General features: G+C 68.8%; 22 protein-coding genes and 1 tRNA gene. 11 read left to right on the top strand and 12 right to left on the bottom strand.

Features of this window, described 5'->3' with window-relative positions:
• Positions 1–280: 280 nt before the first annotated feature.
• The 6 genes from rlmB to ABIN76_RS17020 form a co-directional block, all read right to left on the bottom strand.
• The gene (gene rlmB, locus ABIN76_RS17045; protein ID WP_346960846.1) at positions 281–1273 is read right to left on the bottom strand and encodes a 23S rRNA (guanosine(2251)-2'-O)-methyltransferase RlmB; all 993 of its coding nucleotides are present in this window, start codon (positions 1271–1273) and stop codon (positions 281–283) included.
• Between the two features lie 124 nt (positions 1274–1397).
• On the bottom strand, positions 1398–2843 hold the full coding sequence (gene cysS / locus ABIN76_RS17040) for a cysteine--tRNA ligase (RefSeq protein WP_346960845.1): 1446 nt from the start codon (positions 2841–2843) through the stop codon (positions 1398–1400).
• Between the two features lie 40 nt (positions 2844–2883).
• Complete coding sequence (locus ABIN76_RS17035; protein WP_346960844.1) at positions 2884–3237, bottom strand: hypothetical protein; 354 nt, start codon at positions 3235–3237, stop codon at positions 2884–2886.
• A 74-nt stretch (positions 3238–3311) separates the two neighbouring features.
• Positions 3312–3797 (bottom strand): 2-C-methyl-D-erythritol 2,4-cyclodiphosphate synthase, encoded by a 486-nt coding sequence (ispF, locus tag ABIN76_RS17030; RefSeq protein ID WP_346960850.1) that lies wholly within the window; start codon positions 3795–3797, stop codon positions 3312–3314.
• 29 nt (positions 3798–3826) lie between these two features.
• On the bottom strand, positions 3827–4645 hold the full coding sequence (gene ispD / locus ABIN76_RS17025) for a 2-C-methyl-D-erythritol 4-phosphate cytidylyltransferase (RefSeq protein ID WP_346960843.1): 819 nt from the start codon (positions 4643–4645) through the stop codon (positions 3827–3829).
• A 92-nt stretch (positions 4646–4737) separates the two neighbouring features.
• Complete coding sequence (locus ABIN76_RS17020; RefSeq protein ID WP_026266570.1) at positions 4738–5220, bottom strand: CarD family transcriptional regulator; 483 nt, start codon at positions 5218–5220, stop codon at positions 4738–4740.
• 396 nt (positions 5221–5616) lie between these two features.
• Between ABIN76_RS17020 and ABIN76_RS17015 the strand changes: the two genes are divergently transcribed.
• Positions 5617–6174: a hypothetical protein gene (locus tag ABIN76_RS17015; RefSeq protein ID WP_346960849.1), complete on the top strand. Its 558-nt coding sequence runs from the start codon at positions 5617–5619 to the stop codon at positions 6172–6174.
• Between the two features lie 94 nt (positions 6175–6268).
• Here ABIN76_RS17015 and ABIN76_RS17010 read toward each other — a convergent pair whose 3' ends face one another.
• Positions 6269–6949, bottom strand: a complete 681-nt coding sequence (locus tag ABIN76_RS17010) for a response regulator transcription factor (RefSeq protein ID WP_346960842.1) — start codon at positions 6947–6949, stop codon at positions 6269–6271.
• Entirely contained in the window at positions 6946–8160 is a 1215-nt protein-coding gene (locus ABIN76_RS17005; protein ID WP_346960848.1) for an ATP-binding protein, read from the bottom strand. The genes ABIN76_RS17010 and ABIN76_RS17005 overlap by 4 nt, the downstream gene beginning before the upstream one ends.
• A gap of 206 nt (positions 8161–8366) precedes the next feature.
• Between ABIN76_RS17005 and phoU the strand changes: the two genes are divergently transcribed.
• Positions 8367–9029, top strand: coding sequence for a phosphate signaling complex protein PhoU (gene phoU / locus ABIN76_RS17000; RefSeq protein ID WP_346960841.1), 663 nt, complete (start codon positions 8367–8369; stop codon positions 9027–9029).
• A gap of 93 nt (positions 9030–9122) precedes the next feature.
• Here the strand turns inward: phoU and ABIN76_RS16995 are convergent, their stop codons facing one another.
• On the bottom strand, positions 9123–9869 hold the full coding sequence (locus tag ABIN76_RS16995) for a phosphoglyceromutase (protein WP_346960840.1): 747 nt from the start codon (positions 9867–9869) through the stop codon (positions 9123–9125).
• Between the two features lie 83 nt (positions 9870–9952).
• On the opposite strand from ABIN76_RS16995, the gene ABIN76_RS16990 reads away from it, so the two are divergent.
• Positions 9953–10849 carry a class I SAM-dependent methyltransferase gene (locus ABIN76_RS16990; protein ID WP_346960847.1) on the top strand — a complete coding sequence of 299 codons (897 nt, stop codon included), beginning with the start codon at positions 9953–9955 and terminating at the stop codon, positions 10847–10849.
• On the opposite strand, the gene ABIN76_RS16985 is transcribed toward ABIN76_RS16990, so the two are convergent.
• Positions 10834–11187, bottom strand: coding sequence for a DUF2516 family protein (locus tag ABIN76_RS16985; protein WP_346960839.1), 354 nt, complete (start codon positions 11185–11187; stop codon positions 10834–10836). The genes ABIN76_RS16990 and ABIN76_RS16985 overlap by 16 nt on opposite strands.
• A 9-nt stretch (positions 11188–11196) precedes the next feature.
• Positions 11197–12393 carry an aminotransferase class I/II-fold pyridoxal phosphate-dependent enzyme gene (locus ABIN76_RS16980; RefSeq protein WP_346960838.1) on the bottom strand — a complete coding sequence of 399 codons (1197 nt, stop codon included), beginning with the start codon at positions 12391–12393 and terminating at the stop codon, positions 11197–11199.
• Positions 12394–12482: 89 nt separating this feature from the next.
• Here ABIN76_RS16980 and tmk point away from each other — a divergent pair, with 89 nt between their 5' ends.
• The 5 genes from tmk (at position 12483) to ABIN76_RS16955 (ending at position 17640) form a co-directional block, all read left to right on the top strand.
• Positions 12483–13151, top strand: a complete 669-nt coding sequence (gene tmk, locus ABIN76_RS16975; RefSeq protein ID WP_346960837.1) for a dTMP kinase — start codon at positions 12483–12485, stop codon at positions 13149–13151.
• Complete coding sequence (locus tag ABIN76_RS16970) at positions 13148–14290, top strand: DNA polymerase III subunit delta' (RefSeq protein WP_346960836.1); 1143 nt, start codon at positions 13148–13150, stop codon at positions 14288–14290. The genes tmk and ABIN76_RS16970 overlap by 4 nt, the downstream gene beginning before the upstream one ends.
• A 58-nt stretch (positions 14291–14348) precedes the next feature.
• Positions 14349–15932 carry an alpha/beta hydrolase gene (locus ABIN76_RS16965; RefSeq protein ID WP_346960835.1) on the top strand — a complete coding sequence of 528 codons (1584 nt, stop codon included), beginning with the start codon at positions 14349–14351 and terminating at the stop codon, positions 15930–15932.
• A 103-nt stretch (positions 15933–16035) separates the two neighbouring features.
• Positions 16036–16108 (top strand) — tRNA-Thr (locus tag ABIN76_RS16960).
• Positions 16109–16479: 371 nt separating this feature from the next.
• Entirely contained in the window at positions 16480–17640 is a 1161-nt protein-coding gene (locus tag ABIN76_RS16955; RefSeq protein WP_346960834.1) for an MFS transporter, read from the top strand.
• 48 nt (positions 17641–17688) lie between these two features.
• On the opposite strand, the gene ABIN76_RS16950 is transcribed toward ABIN76_RS16955, so the two are convergent.
• Positions 17689–18162, bottom strand: coding sequence for a hypothetical protein (locus tag ABIN76_RS16950; RefSeq protein ID WP_346960833.1), 474 nt, complete (start codon positions 18160–18162; stop codon positions 17689–17691).
• A 69-nt stretch (positions 18163–18231) separates the two neighbouring features.
• Between ABIN76_RS16950 and ABIN76_RS16945 the strand changes: the two genes are divergently transcribed.
• The 3 genes from ABIN76_RS16945 to dctP all read left to right on the top strand — a co-directional run bounded on the left by ABIN76_RS16945 (position 18232) and on the right by dctP (position 20719).
• On the top strand, positions 18232–19194 hold the full coding sequence (locus ABIN76_RS16945; RefSeq protein WP_346960832.1) for a hypothetical protein: 963 nt from the start codon (positions 18232–18234) through the stop codon (positions 19192–19194).
• 36 nt (positions 19195–19230) lie between these two features.
• Positions 19231–19443: a hypothetical protein gene (locus tag ABIN76_RS16940; protein WP_346960831.1), complete on the top strand. Its 213-nt coding sequence runs from the start codon at positions 19231–19233 to the stop codon at positions 19441–19443.
• A 190-nt stretch (positions 19444–19633) separates the two neighbouring features.
• Positions 19634–20719, top strand: a complete 1086-nt coding sequence (gene dctP, locus ABIN76_RS16935) for a TRAP transporter substrate-binding protein DctP (protein WP_346960830.1) — start codon at positions 19634–19636, stop codon at positions 20717–20719.
• Positions 20720–20832: the final 113 nt, after the last annotated feature.

Raw genomic sequence — 20832 nt, 5'->3', positions numbered from 1 at the left:
CCACCACAACTGCGGGAGCGTCCTCCCGGAAACCACCACAACTGCGGGAGCGTCCCGCCAGAAGCCACCACAACTGCGGGAGCGTCCCGCCGGAAACCACCACAACTGCCGGAGCGTCCCGCCGGAAACCACCACAACTGCCGGAGCGTCCTCCCGGAAACCACCACAACTGCGGGAGCGTCCTCCCGGAAACCACCACAACTGCGGGAGCGTCCCGCCAGAAGCCACCACAACTGCGGGAGCGTCCTGCCGGAAGCCGCCAGAAGTGCGGGAGCGTCGGTTACTTGGCGGCGCGTTGGCGGGAGATCTCGTAGAGGGAGATGCCGACGGCCATGGAGGCGTTGAGCGATTCCATGGCGGAATCGATCGGGATGGAGACGATCTGGTCGCAGTTTTCGCGGACCAGGCGGCTCAGGCCCTTGCCTTCGGATCCGACGACGATGCAGACCGGCTCGGTGGCCAGGGCGAGGTCCGGCAGCGAGACGTCGCCGTCGCCGTCCAGGCCCAGCACGTAGATGCCCATGTTCTTGAAGGCCTTAAGGGTGCTGTTCAGGTTGGCGGCGCGGGCCACGGGGACGCGGACGGCGGCGCCGGCGCTGGTCTTCCAGGCCGAGGCGGTGACGCCGACGGAGCGGCGTTCCGGAACAATCACGCCGTGACCGCTGAACGCCGAGACCGAGCGGATGATCGCGCCGAGGTTGCGCGGGTCGGTGATGCCGTCGAGCGCGACGAAGAGCGGCGCGTTGGCGACGTGGCCCTTCTTCCAGCTCTCGATGGTTTCCTCGGCCAGCTCGTAGGCGTCCTGGTACTCATACGGCGGGATCTGCAGCACGAGGCCCTGGTGGATGGCATCGTCCGTCATCCGGTCCAGTTCGGGCTTGCCCGTTTCGAGCAGCGGGATGCCGCGTTCGGCCGCGAGCTTGAGTGATTCCTTGACCCGGTCGTCCATCTCGATCCGGATCGCGACGTGCAGGGCCTTGGCGGGGATGCCCGCGCGGAGGGCCTCGACGACGGAGTTGCGCCCGGTGACGACTTCCTCGGTGGCACGGCCCTTGGGTCCGGACCGGGCGCCGGCACCGGCGCTGCGGGCACCCGTCCCGCGCTTGGCGGCAGAGCGCTCCGCAAGCTGCTTGTTCTTGTGGGCCTTGTGGTACGGGCGGTCCTCCGCTTTGGGCGTGGGGCCCTTACCCTCGAGGGCTTTACGGCCGTGACCGCCGGTCCCGACGGTGGGGCCCTTCTTCATTTTGACCGAGCGGCGACCGTTATTGGCCATGAGTTTCACCCTTTTAACTACGCGATTCGTTGATAAGTCTGAACTCCAGTCTACTGACTCGCGTTAAATCCTCGACCGCACGGTCCCCCGGCGGCCCGCCGTAGCCGGCGGGAGTGCGACAGGGTCAGCCGCGCTTGAGGCTCCAGCTGGCGCCGTCCGCGCCGTCCTCGACAACGACGCCGGCCGCCGCGAGGGTGTCGCGGATGGCGTCCGAGGCGGCCCAGTCCTTGCCGGCGCGGGCCTGCGCGCGGGCGGCGAGCTGGGCCTCGACCAGGACGCCGAGGGCGGCGTTGGCCTGTTCGTCGGCTGCCGGCGTCGCCGTGTCGCTGAGACCAAGGACACGCAGCATAGCCGTGACGCCGGCCAGTGCCTGCCGGGCGTCGTCCAGCTCGCCGGCGGTGAGCGCCGTGTTGCCGGCGCGGACGGTGTCATGCAGGACGGCGAGGGCCTGCGGGACGTTGAGGTCGTCGTCCATCGCGGCGGCGAACGCGTCCGGGACGGTGCCGGCTTCGTGTCCGGGAGCGCCGCCAAGGGTCCGGACGGCGCGGCTGATGAAGCCGTCGATCCGCTCCACCGCGGCCGCGGCTTCGCTCAGCGAGGTGGGCTGGTAGTCGAGCACCGAGCGGTACTGCGCCTGCCCGAGGTAGTACCGGACCACCCGCGGCGGGGCGAGTTCCAGCATTTCGGCGGGGCTGACGGTGTTGCCGATGGACTTGGACATCTTTTCGCCGGCGTAGGTGACCATGCCGTTGTGCATCCAGAAGTTGGCGAAGCCGTGGCCCGCGGCCTGGGACTGCGCCATCTCGTTTTCGTGGTGCGGGAACCTCAAGTCCAGCCCGCCGCCGTGGATGTCGAACTCGGTGCCGAGGTACTTGGTGACCATCGCGGAGCATTCCAGGTGCCAGCCCGGCCGGCCGGCGCCCCACGGCGAAGTCCAGCTCGCCGTCGTCGGCTCCCCCTCCTTGTGGCCCTTCCAGAGCGCGAAGTCGCGCGGATCCTTCTTTCCCCGGGGGTCGGCGTCGGGAGCTCCCTGCATGTCATCGAGCTTTTGCCGGGTCAGTGAGCCGTACTTGGCCCAGGAGCGCACATCGAAGTAGACGTCGCCGGAATCATCCAGGGCCGGGTAGGCGTGGCCGCGGTCGATCAGCTGCTGGATCAGCGCGTGCATCTCCGGGATGTGGCCCGTGGCGCGCGGCTCATAGGTGGGGCGGGTGACGCCCAGGGTATCGTAGGCCTTGAGGAATTCCTGCTCGTAGCGGTAGGCCAGGGCCCACCATTCCTCCTCGCGGACAGTGCCCGGCTCGCCCTCGAAGCCGGGATCGAACGATTCAGCGGACTTGGCGAGGATCTTGTCGTCGATGTCGGTGACGTTGCGGACCGCGGTGACGCGGAAGCCGCGGTACTGCAGCCAGCGGGTGAGCTGGTCGAAGGCGATCGCGGAACGGATGTGCCCGACGTGCGGCATGCCCTGCACCGTGGCGCCGCAGTAGTAGAGGCTCACTTTGCCCGGAACCAGGGGGACGAAGTCGCGGACTTCGGCGGATGCAGTGTCGTAAAAGCGCAGGGTCACCGCTCCAGATTAGCCGATGCCCGGGAGGCCGGTCCGGGGACTACTTGCAGTGCTGGCCAATCTTGTCCATCTGCTGCCTAAGCTGTGTCAGCTGCTCGGAGGTCTGCCTGCCGGTGGGGCTGTCCCCCACCTGTTTCATGACGTCAGCCATCTGCTGGATCGGCTCGGCGATCTCCGGGGCCACCTTGTCCGCCACCTCCTGGTAGTGCTGGCCGATCTGGCTGGCCTTTTCCTTGTCGCTCCCCTTGGGCACAAAGGTGTCGGTGTTGAGGAACTTGCAGCTTTCCTCGACGCTCATCCGGGGTGTGGTGGTGGCCGGCGGCGTCGCGGAGCCGGCGCACCCGGACAGCAGCGTTCCTGCGACAACGACAAGAACGGGAAGCAGCTTTTTCACGGGAGGTCTCCTGACAGTTGCGGAGGGTTGTCCCTTAAGATTAGGCCCGTTTGCCCCGCCGGGAACCGCCGCGCTCAGCCGGCCGGATAAACCAGCGCCGTGGCCGTGGCGGCGATGCCTTCGCCGCGGCCGGTAAAGCCGAGGCCGTCACTCGTGGTAGCTGAGACACTTACCGGTGCGCCGGCGGCCGCACTGAGGACCCGCTGGGATTCCTCCCGGCGCGGGCCGAACTTGGGCCGGTTCGCCACAAACTGCACGGCGATATTGCCGATCTCGAAGCCGCCGGCGCGGACAATCCGGGCGGCCTCGGCCAGCAGGGTGACGCCCGAGGCTCCGGCGTATTCGGGGCGGTCGGTACCGAAGTGTGTGCCCAGGTCCCCGATCCCGCACGCTGAGAACAGCGCATCTGCGGCGGCGTGGGCCACCGGGTCGCCGTCGGAGTGGCCGGCAAGGCCCCGCTCGCCTTCCCAGTGCAGGCCGCCGAGCCACAGCGGCTGCGGCGCGTCGTCGGGGGCGTAGGCGTGGACATCGATGCCGATCCCTGTCCGCGGGATCAGCATGCCGGGCTGCGGCTGGTCCGCGGGCATGTTCAGCCCTCCACCCAGCGTGCGCCCAGCGGACCCTCGAGGAGGCCCTCCGCGAGGATCAGGTCCAGCGGCGTGGTGATCTTCAGCGACTGGCTGGCGCCGCGCACGGCGTAGACCGGAACGCCGAGCAGTTCCACCAGCATGGCGTCGTCCGTGACGGCGGCTGCGCGTGCGCCGTCGAATCCCGCGGCTTCCTGATGGGCCCGCCGCAGGGTGGTGAGCTCGAAGCCCTGCGGGGTCTGGACCGCCCGCAGCACCTCCCGGGCGGCGGTGCCGGTGACAACTTCCGGAGCGATGCCGGCGTCGGCGCCGTGGGTGGCATCCACCGTCTTGACGGTGTCCACCACGGGCATCACCGGGATCACGGCTAGGGCGCCGGCTTCGAGGGCGGCGGCCACGCGGTGGAAGACGGATTCGGGGGTGAGCGCCCGGGCGGCGTCGTGGACCAGGACGGACTGGGTGCCCGGCGCGAGCGCGGAAAGCGCGGCACGGACGGATTCGGCCCGGCTGTCACCGCCGTCGACGACGGTGACATCCGGCAGCTGCACGGCAGACCCGGATGCGGCGGTGCGGCGGTGTTCGGCGTGGAGCTCGGCGGCGAAGGCCTCGCACTGGGCCCGGAGTTCCGTGTCCCCGGGCGGGAGGGCTACACAGATCTGGTGCGCAATCCCGGCCGCGGCAACGCCCCGCAGGGCGTGCGTGAGGATGCTGTCGCCGCCCAGCGGCACCTTGGCCTTCGGCATGCCGTAGCCCAGGCGCTGGCCGGATCCGGCGGCGACGAGGATGACCGCGGTGACGGGAGCTGTCGATGCAGTGTTCATGCGGACAAGACTACGTCCCGGCGCGGGGCCCCGCCGGTTTTGGGCAAAAAGAAGCCCCGGCGGCCGTTACGCCACCGGGGTTCGATTCGTGGTTAGGAAGCCAGGACCTCGTCGAGAACGCTTGCGGCCTTCTCTTCATCAGTCTTCTCAGCCAGTGCCAGTTCTGAAATCAGAATCTGGCGGGCCTTGGCCAGCATGCGCTTCTCCCCTGCGGAGAGACCCCGGTCGTGATCGCGGCGCCACAGGTCGCGGACGACCTCTGCCACCTTGATGACGTCACCGGAAGCAAGCTTTTCCAGGTTTGCCTTGTAACGACGCGACCAGTTGGTGGGCTCTTCAGTGAACTCGGCCCGCAGCACGTCGAATACGTGCTCCAAGCCTTCCTTGCCCACTACGTCCCGGACCCCAACAAGGTCAACGTTTTCTGCTGGAACTTCAATGGTCAGATCACCCTGAGCCACCTTGAGCTTGAGATACATCTTCTCTTCGCCCTTGACAGTGCGCATCTTGATTTCTTCAATTTTGGCTGCACCGTGGTGAGGGTAAACTACTGTCTCGCCGACCTCAAAAACCATGTGGACATTCCCCTTTCCCGCAGACCAGTTTATCACGATTAAGGCATACAACTGCCATGGATCATGCCCCGAAACCCCGGAAATCCGCGGAAAATGGCCTGAATCGGCCTCTTAAAACCCTTGACGAATGCGGATAATAGTGCATTGGCCACCCGCTGCCAAGGGCCTGGAGGTTCGACGGCGAACGCGCCTTTGGGCGACCGGCCGCCGCGCCCGGGGGGACCGGAAATGTGTACCGCGAGGGTGCCCCGGCGGGCGGCCCCGCACCGGCCCGGCACATCGGACGGGCGACTATGTGTACTCCCCCGAATCCGCGTTTGAGGCCCAATGCGGATAGGCTATGGCTGAATAATGTTTCAAGACTCTCAAGGAGTGCGTGACGTGCGTTTCACTGCGATGACCCGGGGCCGGCGCGGCAAGCTGGCAATGGCAACGGCTGCACTTGGCATTGGCCTGCTGTCGGTGACCGGCTGCGGCTATATCAATGCCCAGCAGACCACTGAGCAGTACTCGGCGTCGGACGGGACCCGGACCGACCTCGGACCGCTCCAGCTCCGCAACATGATGATCATCTCCGACGGCGAGGACAAGCCGGGCCGCGTGATCGGCGCCGTGTACAACACCTCTGCCAACGATGTGAAGCTCACCATCAACGGTGCCGGTGGATCCCAGACCCAGGTTCCGGTGAAGAAGAACTCCTACGTCCTGCTGAACGAATCGGCGGACCCGGCCATCCTCAGCACCTCCGGCGGCAAGCCCGGTTCCCTGGTGGAGGTCACGATCCGCGAAGACGGCACCAACCTGGACGCCAAGTTCAAGATGCCGGTCCTGGACGCCACGATCACGGACTACAAGCAGTACCTGCCCAGCGCCGAGCCCACCAGCTCCGGCACCGCCACCGGTACGGCCACGTCGACTCCGTCGGAGACTCCGTCGGCCACCCCGACGCCGTAGCACTCACGTACCAAAGGAGCGGCACCCGCACGGGTGCCGCTCCTTTTTGGCTTAAGTGGCCCAGCTCCGCGGCCAGGGCCGCGCCGTCCGCCGCTTACGGCTCGAACTTGTAGCCCAGCCCGCGGACGGTGATTAGGTACCGCGGTGCCGAGGGGTCAGGCTCGATCTTGCTGCGTAGCCGCTTCACGTGCACGTCCAGAGTCTTGGTGTCGCCCACGTAGTCGGAGCCCCAGACCCGGTCGATCAGCTGGCCGCGGGTGAGGACCCGGCCGGAGTTGCGCAGCAGCATCTCGAGCAGCTCGAATTCCTTCAGCGGCAGCGAGACCTGCTCGCCCTTGACGCTGACCACGTGCCGCTCAATGTCCATCCGGACCGGGCCGGCCTGGACGGTGCTGGAGACGAGCTCCTCCGGTTCGCCGTGGCGGCGAAGCACGGCTCGGACCCGGGCCACCAGCTCCCGCGAGGAGTAGGGCTTCGTGACGTAATCGTCGGCGCCGAGCTCAAGCCCCACGACCTTGTCGATTTCGGCGTCCTTGGCGGTCAGCATGATGACGGGGACGGAGGAGCGCTGGCGCAGCTGGCGGCACACCTCGGTCCCCGACTGTCCGGGCAGCTGCAGGTCCAGGAGGACAAGGTCGGCGCCGTTGCGGTCGAATTCGGTGATGGCGTCCAGGCCGTTGTCCACGACCTCCACCTCGAATCCTTCCTTGCCCAGCAGGTAGGACAGCGGGTCGCTGAACGACTCCTCGTCCTCGACAATAAGAATCCGGCTCAAGCGCTAGCTCCTTGCTCATGGACGCCGGCGGCGTCACGTCGTTCGTGTCGTGCGTTCTGCGGGGACCGGCGGGGCTCCGCGGCGGTCTCGTCCTGGCCCTCCATCTCGGGGAGGCGGATGGTGAAGGTGGAGCCCTGCCCCGGCTGGGACCAGAGCGTCACTTCGCCGCCGTGGTTGGCCATCACGTGTTTGACGATGCTCAGGCCCAGGCCGGTGCCGCCGGTGTGGCGGGAGCGGGCGGAGTCCACGCGGTAGAAGCGTTCAAAGACGCGTTCCTGGTCTTCGGGGCTGAGGCCCTCGCCCTGGTCCGTTACCGAGACGGCAACCAGTCCGTCGCGGGCGCGTACGCCGACGCCCACCCGGGTGTTCTCCGGCGAGTAGCGGATGGCGTTGTCGATCAGGTTGCGCAGCGCTGTGACCAGCAGGTCCTGGTCGCCGTAGACCATCGCGTCGGTCCGGCCGCCCACCACAATCTCGATGTTCTTGCTTTCGGCCGGGAGCTGGGACCGGTCCACTGCTTCGGCGACCACCGTGTTGATGTCCACGGGGTGGGCCTGCTGGGCCACGTTGGCGCCCTGCAGCCGGGAGAGTTCAATGATGTCCTGCACCAGCGCCGCCAGCCGGGTGGATTCCTTGTGCATGCGCTTGGCGAACCGGCGGACGGCTTCCTCGTCGTCGGGAGAGGCTTCAAGGGCTTCGGCCAGCAGCGAGATCGCGCCGACCGGGGTCTTGAGCTCGTGCGAGACGTTGGCGACGAAGTCGTTGCGGATCTCTTCGGTGCGGGTGATCTCGGTGCGGTCGTCGGCGAGCAGCAGGATATATTCCTCGCCGAGCATGGCGGCCCGGACCTGCACCACGATGGTCCCCTGGCCCAGCGGGCCGCGGGGCAGCTCGAGCTGCTTTTCAAGGATCACCCCGTCGCGCCGGACCTTGGCGGTCATTTCCAGCAGCTGCTGGTGCACCACGGTGTGCCCCCGGACCAGGCCGTAGGCGTACGCGGCCGGGCTGGCCCGCACCACGCCGTCGACCGCGTCCACGACGACGAACGCGCGCCCGACGACCGCGAGCACCTCGGCGGCGCCGTCGGGAAGCGAGGGGTCGCCGGTTTCGACGTCGCTGATTTTTCGCTGCTGCTCACTGATCCGGAAGGCGAGCACGCCGAATATGCCAAGCGACAGGCCGACCAGGCCCGCGATCACACCGATGAGCATTGGATCCACGGCTCCAGCTTATGCGGTGCGGCCCGCCGGAAATCGAAAACTTGTGCGATTGCACCGCTGGTTCAGCTAACGTTCACCTATTGAGGCGTAACAGTTCACCGGACGCTGGAAGGGTGGCAGGTTGAACGCCGCTACGGTGAAACGAAACGGCCGGACATTGTGATGCCCGGCAAGGTTTCCGAGGAAAGGACGCACCCGTGCGCAAGGTTTTTCAGGAAGAGCTCGCCCAGGTCGGTGAGCAGCTCGTCGAAATTTCGAAGCTCGTCAGCGAGGCCTTCGAAAAGGCCACCACAGCCTTCGAGGGTGCCGACGTGGACCTCGCCGAGGACGTCATCGCGGCCGACGCCCGGATCGATTTCCTGCAGAACAGCCTCGACGAGCGTGCCATTGACATCCTCGCCCTGCAGGGCCCGGTTGCCAGCGACCTGCGGATGATCGTGGGCTCGCTGCGGATGAGCGCCTCGCTAGAGCGGATGGGCGACCTTGCCCGGCACATCGCCCAGCTGGCCCGTCTCCGCTACCCGGCCAACGTGATCCCGCAGCAGCTGCAGGAGACCTTCAACAGCTTCGCCAAGTACGACTTGGAGATCGCGGAGAAGCTCACCGTGCTGCTGGAGACCCGCGACCTCGAGGTGGCCCGCGACATCCTCAAGGCCAACAGCGCCGTCAACGACCTGCACCTGAGTGTCTTCAAGGCGATTGCGCGCAGTGACTGGGCCGAATCCGCGGCCACCACCGTGGACGTCGCCCTCGCCAGCCGCTACTTCGAGCGTTTCGCGGACCACGGCGTTTCGGTCGCGCAGAAGGTGACCTACCTGGTCACCGGCGCGTGGCACCCGAACAGCATCGAGCACAGCTGACGGCCCTGCCGTCCCAACAGCAGCGGGTACGACGGCGGCCGGTCACCTTGGGGGTGGCCGGCCGCCGTCGTCGTATCCGCAGTGCGAAAGGCGTTACTTCTTGCCCTGGTTCGCCACGGCCTTGATGGACTCGGCGGCCGCCTCGGGGTCCAGGTACGTGCCGCCCGGGTTCAGCGGCTTGAAGTTCTCGTCCAGGTCGTAGACGAGCGGGATGCCGGTGGGGATGTTCAGGCCGGCGATGTCCTCGTCGCTGATGCCGTCAAGGTGCTTGACCAGCGCACGCAGCGAGTTGCCGTGGGCGGTGACCAGGACCGTCTTGCCGGCCTTGAGGTCTTCCTTGATGTCCGATTCCCAGTACGGCAGCAGCCGGACCAGGACGTCCTTGAGGCACTCGGTGCGCGGCATGGCGTCGCCGAGGTCCTTGTACCGCGGATCCCCCACCTGGGAGAACTCGGAGTCGTCCGCGAGGGGCGGCGGCGGGGTGTCGTAGGAGCGGCGCCAGGTCATGAACTGTTCCTCGCCGTACTCGGCCAGAGTCTGGGCCTTGTCCTTGCCCTGCAGCGCGCCGTAGTGGCGTTCGTTGAGGCGCCAGTCGCGCTTGACGTCGATCCAGCCCCGGTCGGCCTTCTCCAGCGCGAGGTTCGCGGTGTTGATGGCCCGCTTCAGGCGCGAGGTGTAGAGGATGTCCGGGAGGACGTTGTTCTCCACCAGCAGCTCGCCGCCGCGTACCGCCTCGGCACGGCCCTGGTCGTTCAGGTCAACGTCCACCCAGCCGGTGAACAGGTTCTTGGCGTTCCATTCGCTGTGGCCGTGGCGCAGCAGAATCAGCTTGTAAGTCATGCTTTTCATCCTAGCCGAGCGGTCCCGGCCAGCGCCGTGCGTTACACGTACCGCGCGCGCAGCAAGGATAGGGTTGGCGTGTGGTGCAGAAGGCTGAGCGGGTGGTGTCCCCCCGGACCCGGGGCGGGACGCAGGGCAGGGCGCAGGGCGCGGCGGGCGGCGGATCCCGGGCCGCCAGGCCGGTGGGCAACGTGACCCGCGGCACCACCAACCCGAACCGGATGCGGCGGGTCGACCGCTGGCTCGCCGGGCCGCAGGCCTGGCGCCTGCGGAACGCCGCGGACCCGCTCGTCGTCGACCTCGGCTACGGCGCATCCCCGGCCACCGCCGTCGAACTTTTTGAGCGCCTCTCCGCTGTCCGGGCCGACGTGCGGGTGGTCGGCATTGAGATCGAGCCGGAGCGGGTCCGGCTGGCCAAGGCGCTGGAGCGTCCCGGGCTCAGCTTCCAGCTGGGCGGCTTCGAACTCCCGGTGCCGGGGCGGCCGGTACTGGTGCGGGCTTTCAACGTGCTCCGGCAGTACGAGGAGGCGGACGTGCCGGCGATCTGGCGGCTGGTGCAGGACCGGCTGGCGCCCGGCGGGTTGTTCATCGACGGCACCTGCGACGAGATCGGACGCCGGGTCACCTGGGTGGCGCTCGACGACGTGCGGCCGCTGAGCCTGGGGCTGTCCATGCGCTTTGGCGGCTTCGAGCTGCCCTCGGAGATCGCCGAGCGGCTGCCCAAGGCGCTCATCCACCGGAATGTCCCGGGCGAGAATATCCATGCCTACCTGCAGGCGCTGGACAAGGCCTGGCTGGAGGCCGCGCCGCTGGCCTCGTTCGGCAACCGGCAGCGCTGGACCGCCATGTGCCGGGCACTGCGCGACGGCGGCTGGCCGGTGCAGGACGGTCCGTCCCGGTGGCGCCTGGGCGAACTCACCGTGGGCTGGGAAGCCGTGGCGCCGGACGGTCTAATGGGCGGGGATCACCAGGGGCCGTAAGGGCCCATGTTGCGGCTGCCGCCGCGCCCGGCGTCCTTGACCGCGGGGCGGACGTCGGCGAGGTAGACGGATGCCGCGGTCACGGCCGCGAGTCCGAAAAGCCCCAGCGGGCCGAAGAACCCGCCGCCGCCGCCAACAATGGACAGCAGCCCGATGGCCAAGGCACCGCCGGTCAGGGCGAGCCAGAAGGTTTTGGTCCGCTTGGACACCGCTTCGAAGGCGTTGGACTTGTGCCGCAGGCAGTCGAAGAACGCCCACACCTCAAGGCCCAGGGCCACGACCGCAAGGAGAAAGTAGATTCCTCGGTCGGCAAATTCAATCAGCGTTCTTCCGTCCATGCCCCCAGCCTAACCGTCCAGTGTCGCCAAAGCCTGCCGCAAATCGGCCCACAGGTCCTCGACGTTTTCGATTCCGACGCTTAGACGGACCAGGTTGTCCGGCACGCTCTCCGGTTCCGCCGTGTGCCGGCGCCGGCGCTCGATCAGGGACTCCACGCCGCCCAGCGACGTGGCCGGCAGCCACAGCTTCAGTTCCCGGATCATTCGATCGGCGGCGTCCGCGCCGCTCAAGCCGCCGCCGGGCCCGTCCACCGGCGCCATTTCGATACACAGCACGGAGCCGAAACCCTTCATCTGCGCCTTGGCCCGCTCGTGTCCGGGGTCCGTGGGCAGTCCCGGGTAGCGGATGCTGCCGACCCGCGGGTGGCCGCTCAGCCGTTCCGCGAGCGCCGCCGCGGAAGCCTGCGAGCGCTCAACCCGGAGCGCCAGGGTGCGCAGTCCCCGCAGCGCCAGCCAGGCTTCGAACGGGCCGGCGATGCCGCCGTGGATGGTGCGGTGGTGCAGCAGCCTGGCGTGGAGCTCGGCGTCGGACGTCACGAGGGCGCCCAGCACGACGTCGGAGTGGCCGGCAAGGTACTTGGTGACCGAATGCAGGACGACGTCGGAGCCCAGGCTGAGGGGCTGCTGCACGAGCGGGGTGGAAAAGGTGTTGTCGGTGACCACCAGCGCGCCGGCCGCGTGCGCCGCGGCGGTGAGCGCCCGGATGTCCGCGACGCCGAGCATGGGGTTGGTGGGGCTCTCCAGCCACAGCATGTTGGCCGGCTTGCCGCCGGCGGGAGCCAGCTGCGCGAGCACGGCGTCGGTGTCTGCGATGTCCACGGTGCGCAGTTCCAGCGCACCGTTCTGCGCCAGTTCGGTTGCCATCACGAGCGACCCGGCATAGCTGTGGGACGGCATCACCAGCACCCCCTGCGCCGGAACCAGGGACAGCGCCGAACTCACCGCGGCCAGTCCTGAGGCGTACAACAGGCCGGGCAACTCGGCGCCTTCCAGTTGCGCCAGGGCCTGCTCGAACGGGTCCCAGGTGGGGTTGGAGTAGCGGCCGTAGCCGCGGTCGCCGGGGCCCAGCGGGCCGGTGCCGAAATAGGTCGAGGACAGCACAATCGGCGGGTTGACCGGGGCGTCGCGTTCGCGCGGCGGACGGCCGGCGGCCACCACCACCGTTTCGGCGGAAAGCGAGGCTGCCTGTTCTTCGGAGAGACTCATGGTCACAGGGTACTTGGGGGCTGCGCCAAGCCTGTAAGGCGTTACGCGCAGGCCACCATGGTGTCGGTGATTGTCGGTAGGCTAGAGCAGTGACTACCCAGACCCCCGGACCGTTCCCCGGCCTGTTCATTGCCTTTGAGGGCGGCGACGGCGCGGGCAAGTCCACCCAGGCGGCGGAACTCGCAGCGGCGCTGGAGTCCAGGGGGCTGACGGTGCTGCGGACCCGGGAGCCGGGAGGCACGCCGATCGGCGAGAAACTGCGCTCCCTGGTGCTGGACCACGGCCACGGCCACATCGACGCCCGTACCGAGGCGCTGATCTTCGCGGCCTCCCGCGCCGCGCACGCCGACCAGGTCATCCGTCCCGCGCTGGAGCGGGGCGAGGTGGTCCTCACCGACCGGTATATCGACTCCTCGGTCGCCTATCAGGGCGCCGGCCGGGACCTCGGCACCGAGGCGGTGCGCCAGCTCAACGATTGGGCCACTTCCGGCCTGCAGCCGGACCTCACGGTGCTGCTCGACGTCGACCCTGCCGACGGCCGCCGACGCCGGACCGCCGGCGACGCCGCTGAGGACCGGCTGGAATCCGAGGCCGACGAATTCCATGCCCGGATCCGCGCCGCCTTCCTGGCGCTGGCAGCGGCCCGGCCGGAAAAGTACCTCGTCCTCGCGGCACACCTGCCGGTGCAGGAACTGGCCGCCCGGATCCTGGAACGGGTCCAGGCGTTGCTCTCACTCCGCCTAGGCGGCTCGGCATGAGTGTCTGGGACGACCTTCAGGGCCAGCCGGCCGTCGTCGCCCAACTGCGCCAGGCCGCGGAGGGTGAGGGGCTGACGCATGCCTGGCTGTTCACCGGGCCGCCGGGTTCGGGGCGCTCCAACGCCGCGAAGGCTTTCGCTGCGGCGTTGAACTGCGACCAGGAGGACGTGGCCCGGCGGGGTTGCGGCGAATGCGCGGCGTGCCAGACGATCGTCGGCGAGACGCACTCCGACGTGACGTTCGTACGGACCGAGAAGGTCACCATCACCATCGACGAGGCCCGCGAACTGGTCTCGACCGCCGGCAACCGCCCCTCCTCCGCCCGCTGGCGCATTATCGTCGTCGAAGACGCGGACCGGATGGCGGAGCGGACCACCAATGTGCTGCTCAAGGCCATCGAGGAGCCCACCCCGCGCACCATCTGGATGCTCTGCGCGCCGTCCCCTGCCGATGTGCTCGTGACCATCCGCTCCCGCTGCCGCCCGGTGGCCCTGCGGCTTCCGCCGGCGGCCGACGTCGCGGCGCTGCTGGTCAAGCGCGACGGCGTCGAACCGGAGGTTGCCGAGCGCGCGGCCCGAGCCGCACAAAGCCACGTGGGGATCGCACGCCGGCTGGCCCGGGACCCTGAGGCGCGGCAGCGCCGGCTGGAAACGGTCAGCTTCCCGCTGCACCTGCGCGGCATCACCGCGGCTGTCATGATGGCGGACAAACTCGTCAAGATCGCTACCGAGGAAGCCAACAGCTCCAATGATGAGCGCGACGCCGCCGAAAAGGCCGCGCTGCTCGCAACGCTCGGAGCACCCGAAAGCGGCCCCCTGCCGCCGGCCATGCGGGGGCAGGTCAAACAGTTGGAAGACGACCAGAAGCGCCGCGCCAAACGCTCCGTCACCGACTCCCTTGACCGCACGCTGACCGACCTGCTGTCCTTTTACCGGGATGTGCTGATCATCCAGATGGGGAACGCCGTTGAACTGGTCAACGTTGAGCTGAGGAGCGAACTTCAGGAGTTTGCCGGACGCTCAACGGCAGAGCTGACACTTGCCCGGATGGATGCCATCAACAAGGCCCGCAAGCGGATCACCACCACCAACGTGGCCCCGCTGCTGGCCATCGAGTCCATGACCAGCAGCCTGATCTGACCCGGCAGCAACGCTCGACCCCCTCGATTCGCCAGTTCCACATCCCAAGGAGAACCGCATGACGTCAGCACCACCATCCCCGGCAGGCAACCGAAGCGGGGTGCCCGGGGTACGGGCGGCCGGTGCCTTGTCGCTGGGCCTGGTGCTGGCCCTCGTGCTGTCATCCTGCACGCTCTTTGGTTCCGGTGACGGCGGCTCGAAGAGCGCGCCGGGCAAGGCCGACCCCTCCATCGCCGCCGCTGCCCCGGCCGAGCTGCGCAGCTTCTACTCCCAGCAGCTGAACTGGACGCGCTGCGAGGGGGATTTCCAGTGCGCCAAGGTCAAGGTCCCGCTGGACTACAACAAGCCCGACGGCGACTCGATCGAACTCGCCGCGATCAAGCTGGCCACGAAGGCCGGCAGCAAGAAGGGCAGCCTGCTGGTGAACCCTGGCGGCCCCGGCGGCTCCGGCTACGACTTCGTCCGGGACGCCGGCTCCACGAACATTTCCGAAAAAGTGCGCTCCAACTACGACGTCGTGGGCTTCGATCCGCGAGGTGTGAAGCGCTCCGCGCCGGTCACCTGCCTCACGGACCGGGAACGCGACGCCAACCGGGCCAAGATCTACCGGCTGGATACCGACGCCGGGCTGGCCGAGGCCTTCGCGGACAACAAGGCGATCGCCGCCAAGTGCGCCGAGAAGACCGGCCCCGTCCTGGGCCACGTGGACACCGTCAGCGCCGCCAAGGACCTCGACATCCTCCGCGGCGTGCTGAACGACACCAAACTGAACTACCTGGGCTACTCCTACGGCACCTTCCTTGGCTCCACCTACGCCTCGCTCTTCCCGGACAACGTGGGCCGGATGGTCCTGGACGGCGCCATGGACCCGTCGCTGAGCTATGAGGAGTTGACCGCAGGCCAGGCGAAGGCTTTCGAAAAGGCCATCCGCGCCTATGTGACGAACTGCCTCCAGGACAGCGGCTGCCCGCTGAGCGGCGGCCCGGACAACGCCGTAAGGCAGATCCAGGACCTCATCGCGGCTGTGGAAGCGAACCCCAAGGCCGCAAAGGACGGCCGGGTGGTCAACGCGTCCATGTTCGTCAGCGGCTTCATCCTGCCGTTCTACAACGATGACAACTGGCCCGTGCTGACCCAGGCGCTGGACAGTGCGATGCAGGGCGACCTGTCCCCGATGCTGCGGCTCTCCGACTTCGGCGCGGACCGCGAGCCCAACGGCACGTACTCCGCCAACTCGACGTTCGCCTTCAACGCCATCAACTGCCTCGACTACCCGATGTCCGCCGACACCGCCGCGATGCGCGCCGAGGAAAAGCAGCTCCGCCAGCTCTCCCCCACCCTCGGGTACTACTTCGCCTACGGCGGCACCAGCTGCAAGGACTGGCCGTACAAGAGCGTCCGCACCCCCGCCCCGGCCGAGTACAAGGGGTCGACCGACATCCTGGTGGTCGGCACCACGGGCGACCCCGCGACGCCGGTCGAGTGGGCCAGCTCCCTGCGCAAGCAGCTGGGAACCGCTTCGCTGCTGACCTGGAAGGGCGAGGGCCACACCGCCTACGGCCGCTCCAACAGCTGCATCGAAAACGCTGTGGACGGGTACCTCGTGGACGGCAAGGCACCGGCCGACAACACGGTCTGCTGATCTTTGGACAGCCTCCGCGCCGCTCATTTTGACCCGGGCGCGGAAGCTCCATTACAGTTGTCTCTTGCATGATCCGCCCGGTTCGACGGGGTTTCACGCGGTTGCTTCCTTAGCTCAGTCGGTAGAGCGTCTCACTCGTAATGAGAAGGTCATCAGTTCGATTCTGATAGGAAGCTCGAGAAAAGGCGACACCAAAGAACCCCCGGAATGAATGTTTTCCGGGGGTTCTTCGCTGCCCGCCGACCTGGGCCGGCGCGTCCACGGGTGCGGTCCGGGGGTACTTCGACACGAACACGCCGGGCGCTGACGGTGCAGGGGCCGACGCCGGATCCAAAGCAGCCCGGGACGGCTGCGGTGAGGCGCGCGGCGCCCGCCGGCCGGCCTTGTCAATGCCGGCTGCGTCCGCGACTCTTGGGACATGGACCGGCCCGAGCGCAAAGTGCCGAATTCCCCGGGGCCCGGCGCGTCGGCGCGGCGGGCAGGGCCGGACACCGCCGCTGCATCGTCAGCCTCCCGGCGGGGACGGGCACGCGGGCCATGGGGCACGGTGGTCGGCTTCGGTTTGGTCAGCCTGGCCACCGACGTCGTGTCCGACGGCGCCCGCCCGCTCGCCGGACCGCTGCTGGCCCAGCTTGGCGCTTCTGCGTTATTGGTTGGGCTCGTCACCGGCGGGGCGGAGGCCGCGGCGCAGGGCCTGCGCCTTGTCTTCGGGCCGTGGGCGGACCGGACGCGCAAGTACTGGACATTCACGGTGGCGGGGTATGCGCTGACGGCGTTCTGCGTGCCGCTGCTGGCTTTCGCCCCGGCCGCGGGCGCGGCGGGGCTGGTCCTGGCTTCGGCGCTGATCATCGGCGACCGCGTGGGCAAGGCGGTGCGGAGTCCGGCCAAGACTGTGCTGCTCGCCTCCGCGGCCAAGCAGGTGGGCCGCGGCCGGGGCTTTGCCGTGCATAAGTCGCTGGACCTCGCCGGGGCGCTTCTGGGACCCCTTATTGTGGCGGCTGTACTGGCCGCCACCGGCGTGATCTCGACGGCGTTTGCGGTCCTCGCCATTCCGGCCGCGATGGCGCTGGCGCTGCTGCTCGGCCTGCGCCGCCGGGCAGCCGTCGCGGGCCCAGGCCCCGCGCCGGAGACGGTCCCCAGCACGGCCGGCAGGCCGCCGTCGTTGTTCTCCGGGGTCTTCCTGCTCTTTGCGGTGTGCGCCTTTTTCTGGAGCGCGGGACTGGTGGCTTTCGGGGTGATCTCCTACCACCTGACCACCGCGGTGACGGTTCCGGCGCCGGTGGTTCCGCTGCTTTACGCCGCGGCCATGGGCGCAGCGGCCCTTGGCGCGCTGGGGAGCGGCTTCCTCTACGACAGGCTGGGCCCGGGCGTGCTGCTGGCCCTGCCCGTGCTGATCGCGGCCATTCCGGTGCTGGCGTTCTCCACCGGCGTCGCTCTGGTGCTGGCCGGCGTGGCCATCTGGGGCGCCGCCACCGGCATCCAGGACTCCACGGTCAAGGCGCTGGTGGCCGACCTTGTCCCGGAGCCGCGGCAGGGATCGGCATACGGGGTCTTTGCAGCCTTCGAGGGAGCCGGTGCGCTGGCCGGCGGCGCGCTTTATGGCGCCCTCTACGGGGCCGCCCCCGCGCTGATCGCGGCGGTCGCCGCGCTGCAGGCCGTGGCCTTGGTGCTGCTGCTCATGACGGTGCGAAAGGCGCGGCGGGCCTGACGAACGGCGCCGCCGTGCGCGGGGCGCCGCCTTACGCGGGCAGTCCGCTCAGCGTGCCCAGACCGAGGCGGCGCCGGAGTGCCCGGTGATGACGCTCTGGTAGACGAAGAAAGCACCGGCCAGTGCCCCTGCAACCAGCAGGACGGTCCGCAGGACCCGGTTTTCGCGCAGGCTGCCGAGGAAGGCGAGGCGCCGGCCGATTGGTTCATAGCTCGCCACAATCATCGCCGCGATAATCACGAAGAAGATCACCGAGACCACTTTCAGCACATCACCCTGCTCGGCGTGCTCCCGGACCAGCTCCGTCGACGGACGGGCCTTCTGGAGCTGCTCCCCCGCCTGCGCGGTGACGAGTGCAACCGGGACCAGACCCAGCGAGAGGACCCCCAGCGGCCAGGCCAGGTACCGGCGCCAGCGCGGTGCCGCCGCATAGGCGATGGCCGCGAGGCCGGCGATGGGACCCAGCACCACGACGGCGTGGACCAGGAGGATGTGGGCCGGGAGTCCGGCAATTTCAATCACGTGGGATCTCCTACGGGGGACGTGGGCCGCGCGCCCCGGCATGGGGGCCTGAGCTTCTATGATTCTTGCATGGCAAAACCTGAGCTCGCGGACATTGCGGCGCAGCTCTACGCGATGCCGTTCGACGCCTTTGTCGCGGGCCGTAATGCCGCGGCCAAGGACATGCTCTCGGCCACGCCGGCGACGCCGGAGCTGCGCTCCCGCGCGGCCGAGGTACGCTCCCTGCCCAAGCCCTCGGTGGGCGCCTGGGCAGTCAACATGCTCGCCTGGCAGCGGCCGGAAATACTCCGCGACCTGGCCGAGCTGGGATTCGCCATGCGCCGGGCGCAGGCGGACCTCGACGCGGCGGCGCTCCGCAGCCTCTCCCGGGAGCGGCGGACCCTGTTGGCCGGCGCCGTTGACGCGGCCCGTGCCGTAGCGGAGCAGCAGGGGCGGAAGATCAGCGGCTCCATCGCGGCCGAAGTGGAACAGACCCTGCGCGCGGCGACGGCCGACGAGGGCGCCGCCGCGGCTGTCCGGAGCGGGCGGCTGCTCCGGGCGCTCTCCGCCGACGGCGTCGACGTCGTTGACCTCGACGGCGCCGTCGCCGTTCCGGAGGCCGGTGGGGCAATGCCGGCGGCCGCTTCCCCCCCGGGGCTCTCCCGGCGGGCCAGCGCCCCGCCGGCTGCTGACCAGCCGCGGCTCCGGGCGGTCCGGCAGGAGCGGGCGGCGCCCACACCGTCGGCGAGACAGCGCGCCCAGGCCGCACTACAGGAGGCCGCCGACGATGCCCGTTCCAGCGCCGCGGAAGCCGATCGCACGGGCGCGGAGCTGCAGGATGCGAACGAGGACGTGGCGGCGCTGGCCGGGGAGGCACGCAGGCTCAAAGAACAGCTGGAGCAGGCCGAGGCCGGGCTGCGGCAGGCCCGCAGGCGGGCGGAGTCGGCCGCCGCTGCCGCGCAGCAGGCCGCCCGCGCCGCGGACAAGGCCCGCCGCCGGGAGGACCTGGCCCGGGAACGCGTGCTGCGGCTGGGCAACACGCCGGGAGGATGACCGCTGACTGTCAGAGGCCGGTTGCAGACTTAATTCATGGAAAAGCAACAGGATTTTGCAGCAGCCCAGCAGACAGAAGAGCTGCACTGGGAAGTCACCTACCTGGACACCGACTGCGGGCGCGTCCGCACCGAAGCCTTCGACGACGCCACGGCCGCCGAGCGTTTTGCCAGCCGTCGCCTCCTCGACGAGGACGGCTGGGCGATCGTCGACTCCGTACGCCCACGCCGGGCCCGGGCCGCCGCCTAAGGCCGGAAGACGCCCGGGCCAGCCAGACGCCTGACCGGCCAGGCACCCCGCGCGGTCCGCCGTTTCCTGCGGGCGTGCCCGCGGGCTGTTGGGCGAGGGCCGGAGCGAGTAACTTTCGAGGTGGAGGCTCCTTCCCTGCCGGTGGCTGCTGTGGAGGAATTTGCCTCGGAATCCGGACGTGGAGGCCAGCATGAAATCGCAGTTGCGGGGCGGAGCGATCCTGGCGGCGGTCGCCATCGTCCTGGCGACCAACGGATGCGGGAAGCCCGCCGGGCCCCCGCCGGCGGACCAGCACTACGCTGACGACGCAACGGTCCTGACCCTGGCCACTGCCGGCGGACCGGACGGCCGTTCAGCGGCGCAGATCAAGGAATTCACCCGGCAGGTGCAGGAAATCTCCCGTGGCAGCTTGCGGATCGAACTCGTGCTGAAGGCGGCGGCCGACGAGGCCGGCGCGTGGGACCAGGCAGTCGCCCAATCCACCGAGGGCGGCGACTTCGACATGGCACTGATCCCCACTCGGACCTGGGAGTCGGAAGGCGTCCTGTCCTTTGCGGCCCTCTCGGCCCCGTTCCTCCGGCCCTCCGATCAGGTGGTCACCAAGCTCGTCGCGCCGGAGCTCGCGGGCGGCATGCTGGCGGGCCTGAAAGCGGTCGGGCTCACCGGGCTGGCCCTGCTGCCGGACGGTCCCCGGATGCTCTTTTCCTTTGATGGACCCGTGACAGCACCGGAACAGCTCGCCGGCAAGGTGGTCCGCGCCCCGCGCTCCAGCACGGGCTATGCAACCTTGAAGGCGCTGGGCGCCAGCCCTCAGTCCCTGGCGGGCGATCTCTTTACCGACGCCCTGGACAAAGGCACAGTCAAAGCCGCTGAGTCATCATTCACCCGGGCCGGGACCTTCCCGCAGCCCAGTACCACCACCGGGAACCTGCCCCTGTATGTGAAGGTCAACTCGCTGGTGATCAACACCAATACCAACTCGCACCTGGCCGCGGACGACCGGCGGATCCTGTTGGAGGCCGCCGCCAAGACCCGGGACGCGGCGACGGGAGCCACGCGCCACACCGCCGACGACGCGGCCGCCTACTGCCAACAAGGCGGCACGATTGTGGAAGCAACTGCGGCGCAGATCGCAGCTTTCGAAGCCGCGGCAGCCCCGATCTACGCGCAGCTGGAAAAGGATGCCGGCACCCGGGCCCTCATCGCCAAGATTCGGGCCCTTAATGCCACCTCCGGCGATGCCTCCCCCATCGCCCCCTGCAGTCCTGCCGGCTGACGGTGCCAAGGTGCGGCTCCGGCGACACTGCACAAAAAAGAGCGGTCCAAGGCCACCATGAACTGCTCCCCGAAAGTTGGACTGAGAATTCAGTTCTGACTTTCGGGGAGCAG

It is taken from the genome of uncultured Arthrobacter sp., from assembly GCF_964021775.1.
Classification (GTDB): Bacteria; Actinomycetota; Actinomycetes; order Actinomycetales; family Micrococcaceae; genus Arthrobacter.
The sequence above is the reverse complement of the archived record's forward strand: the minus strand, read 5'-3'. Positions and strand labels throughout refer to the sequence as shown.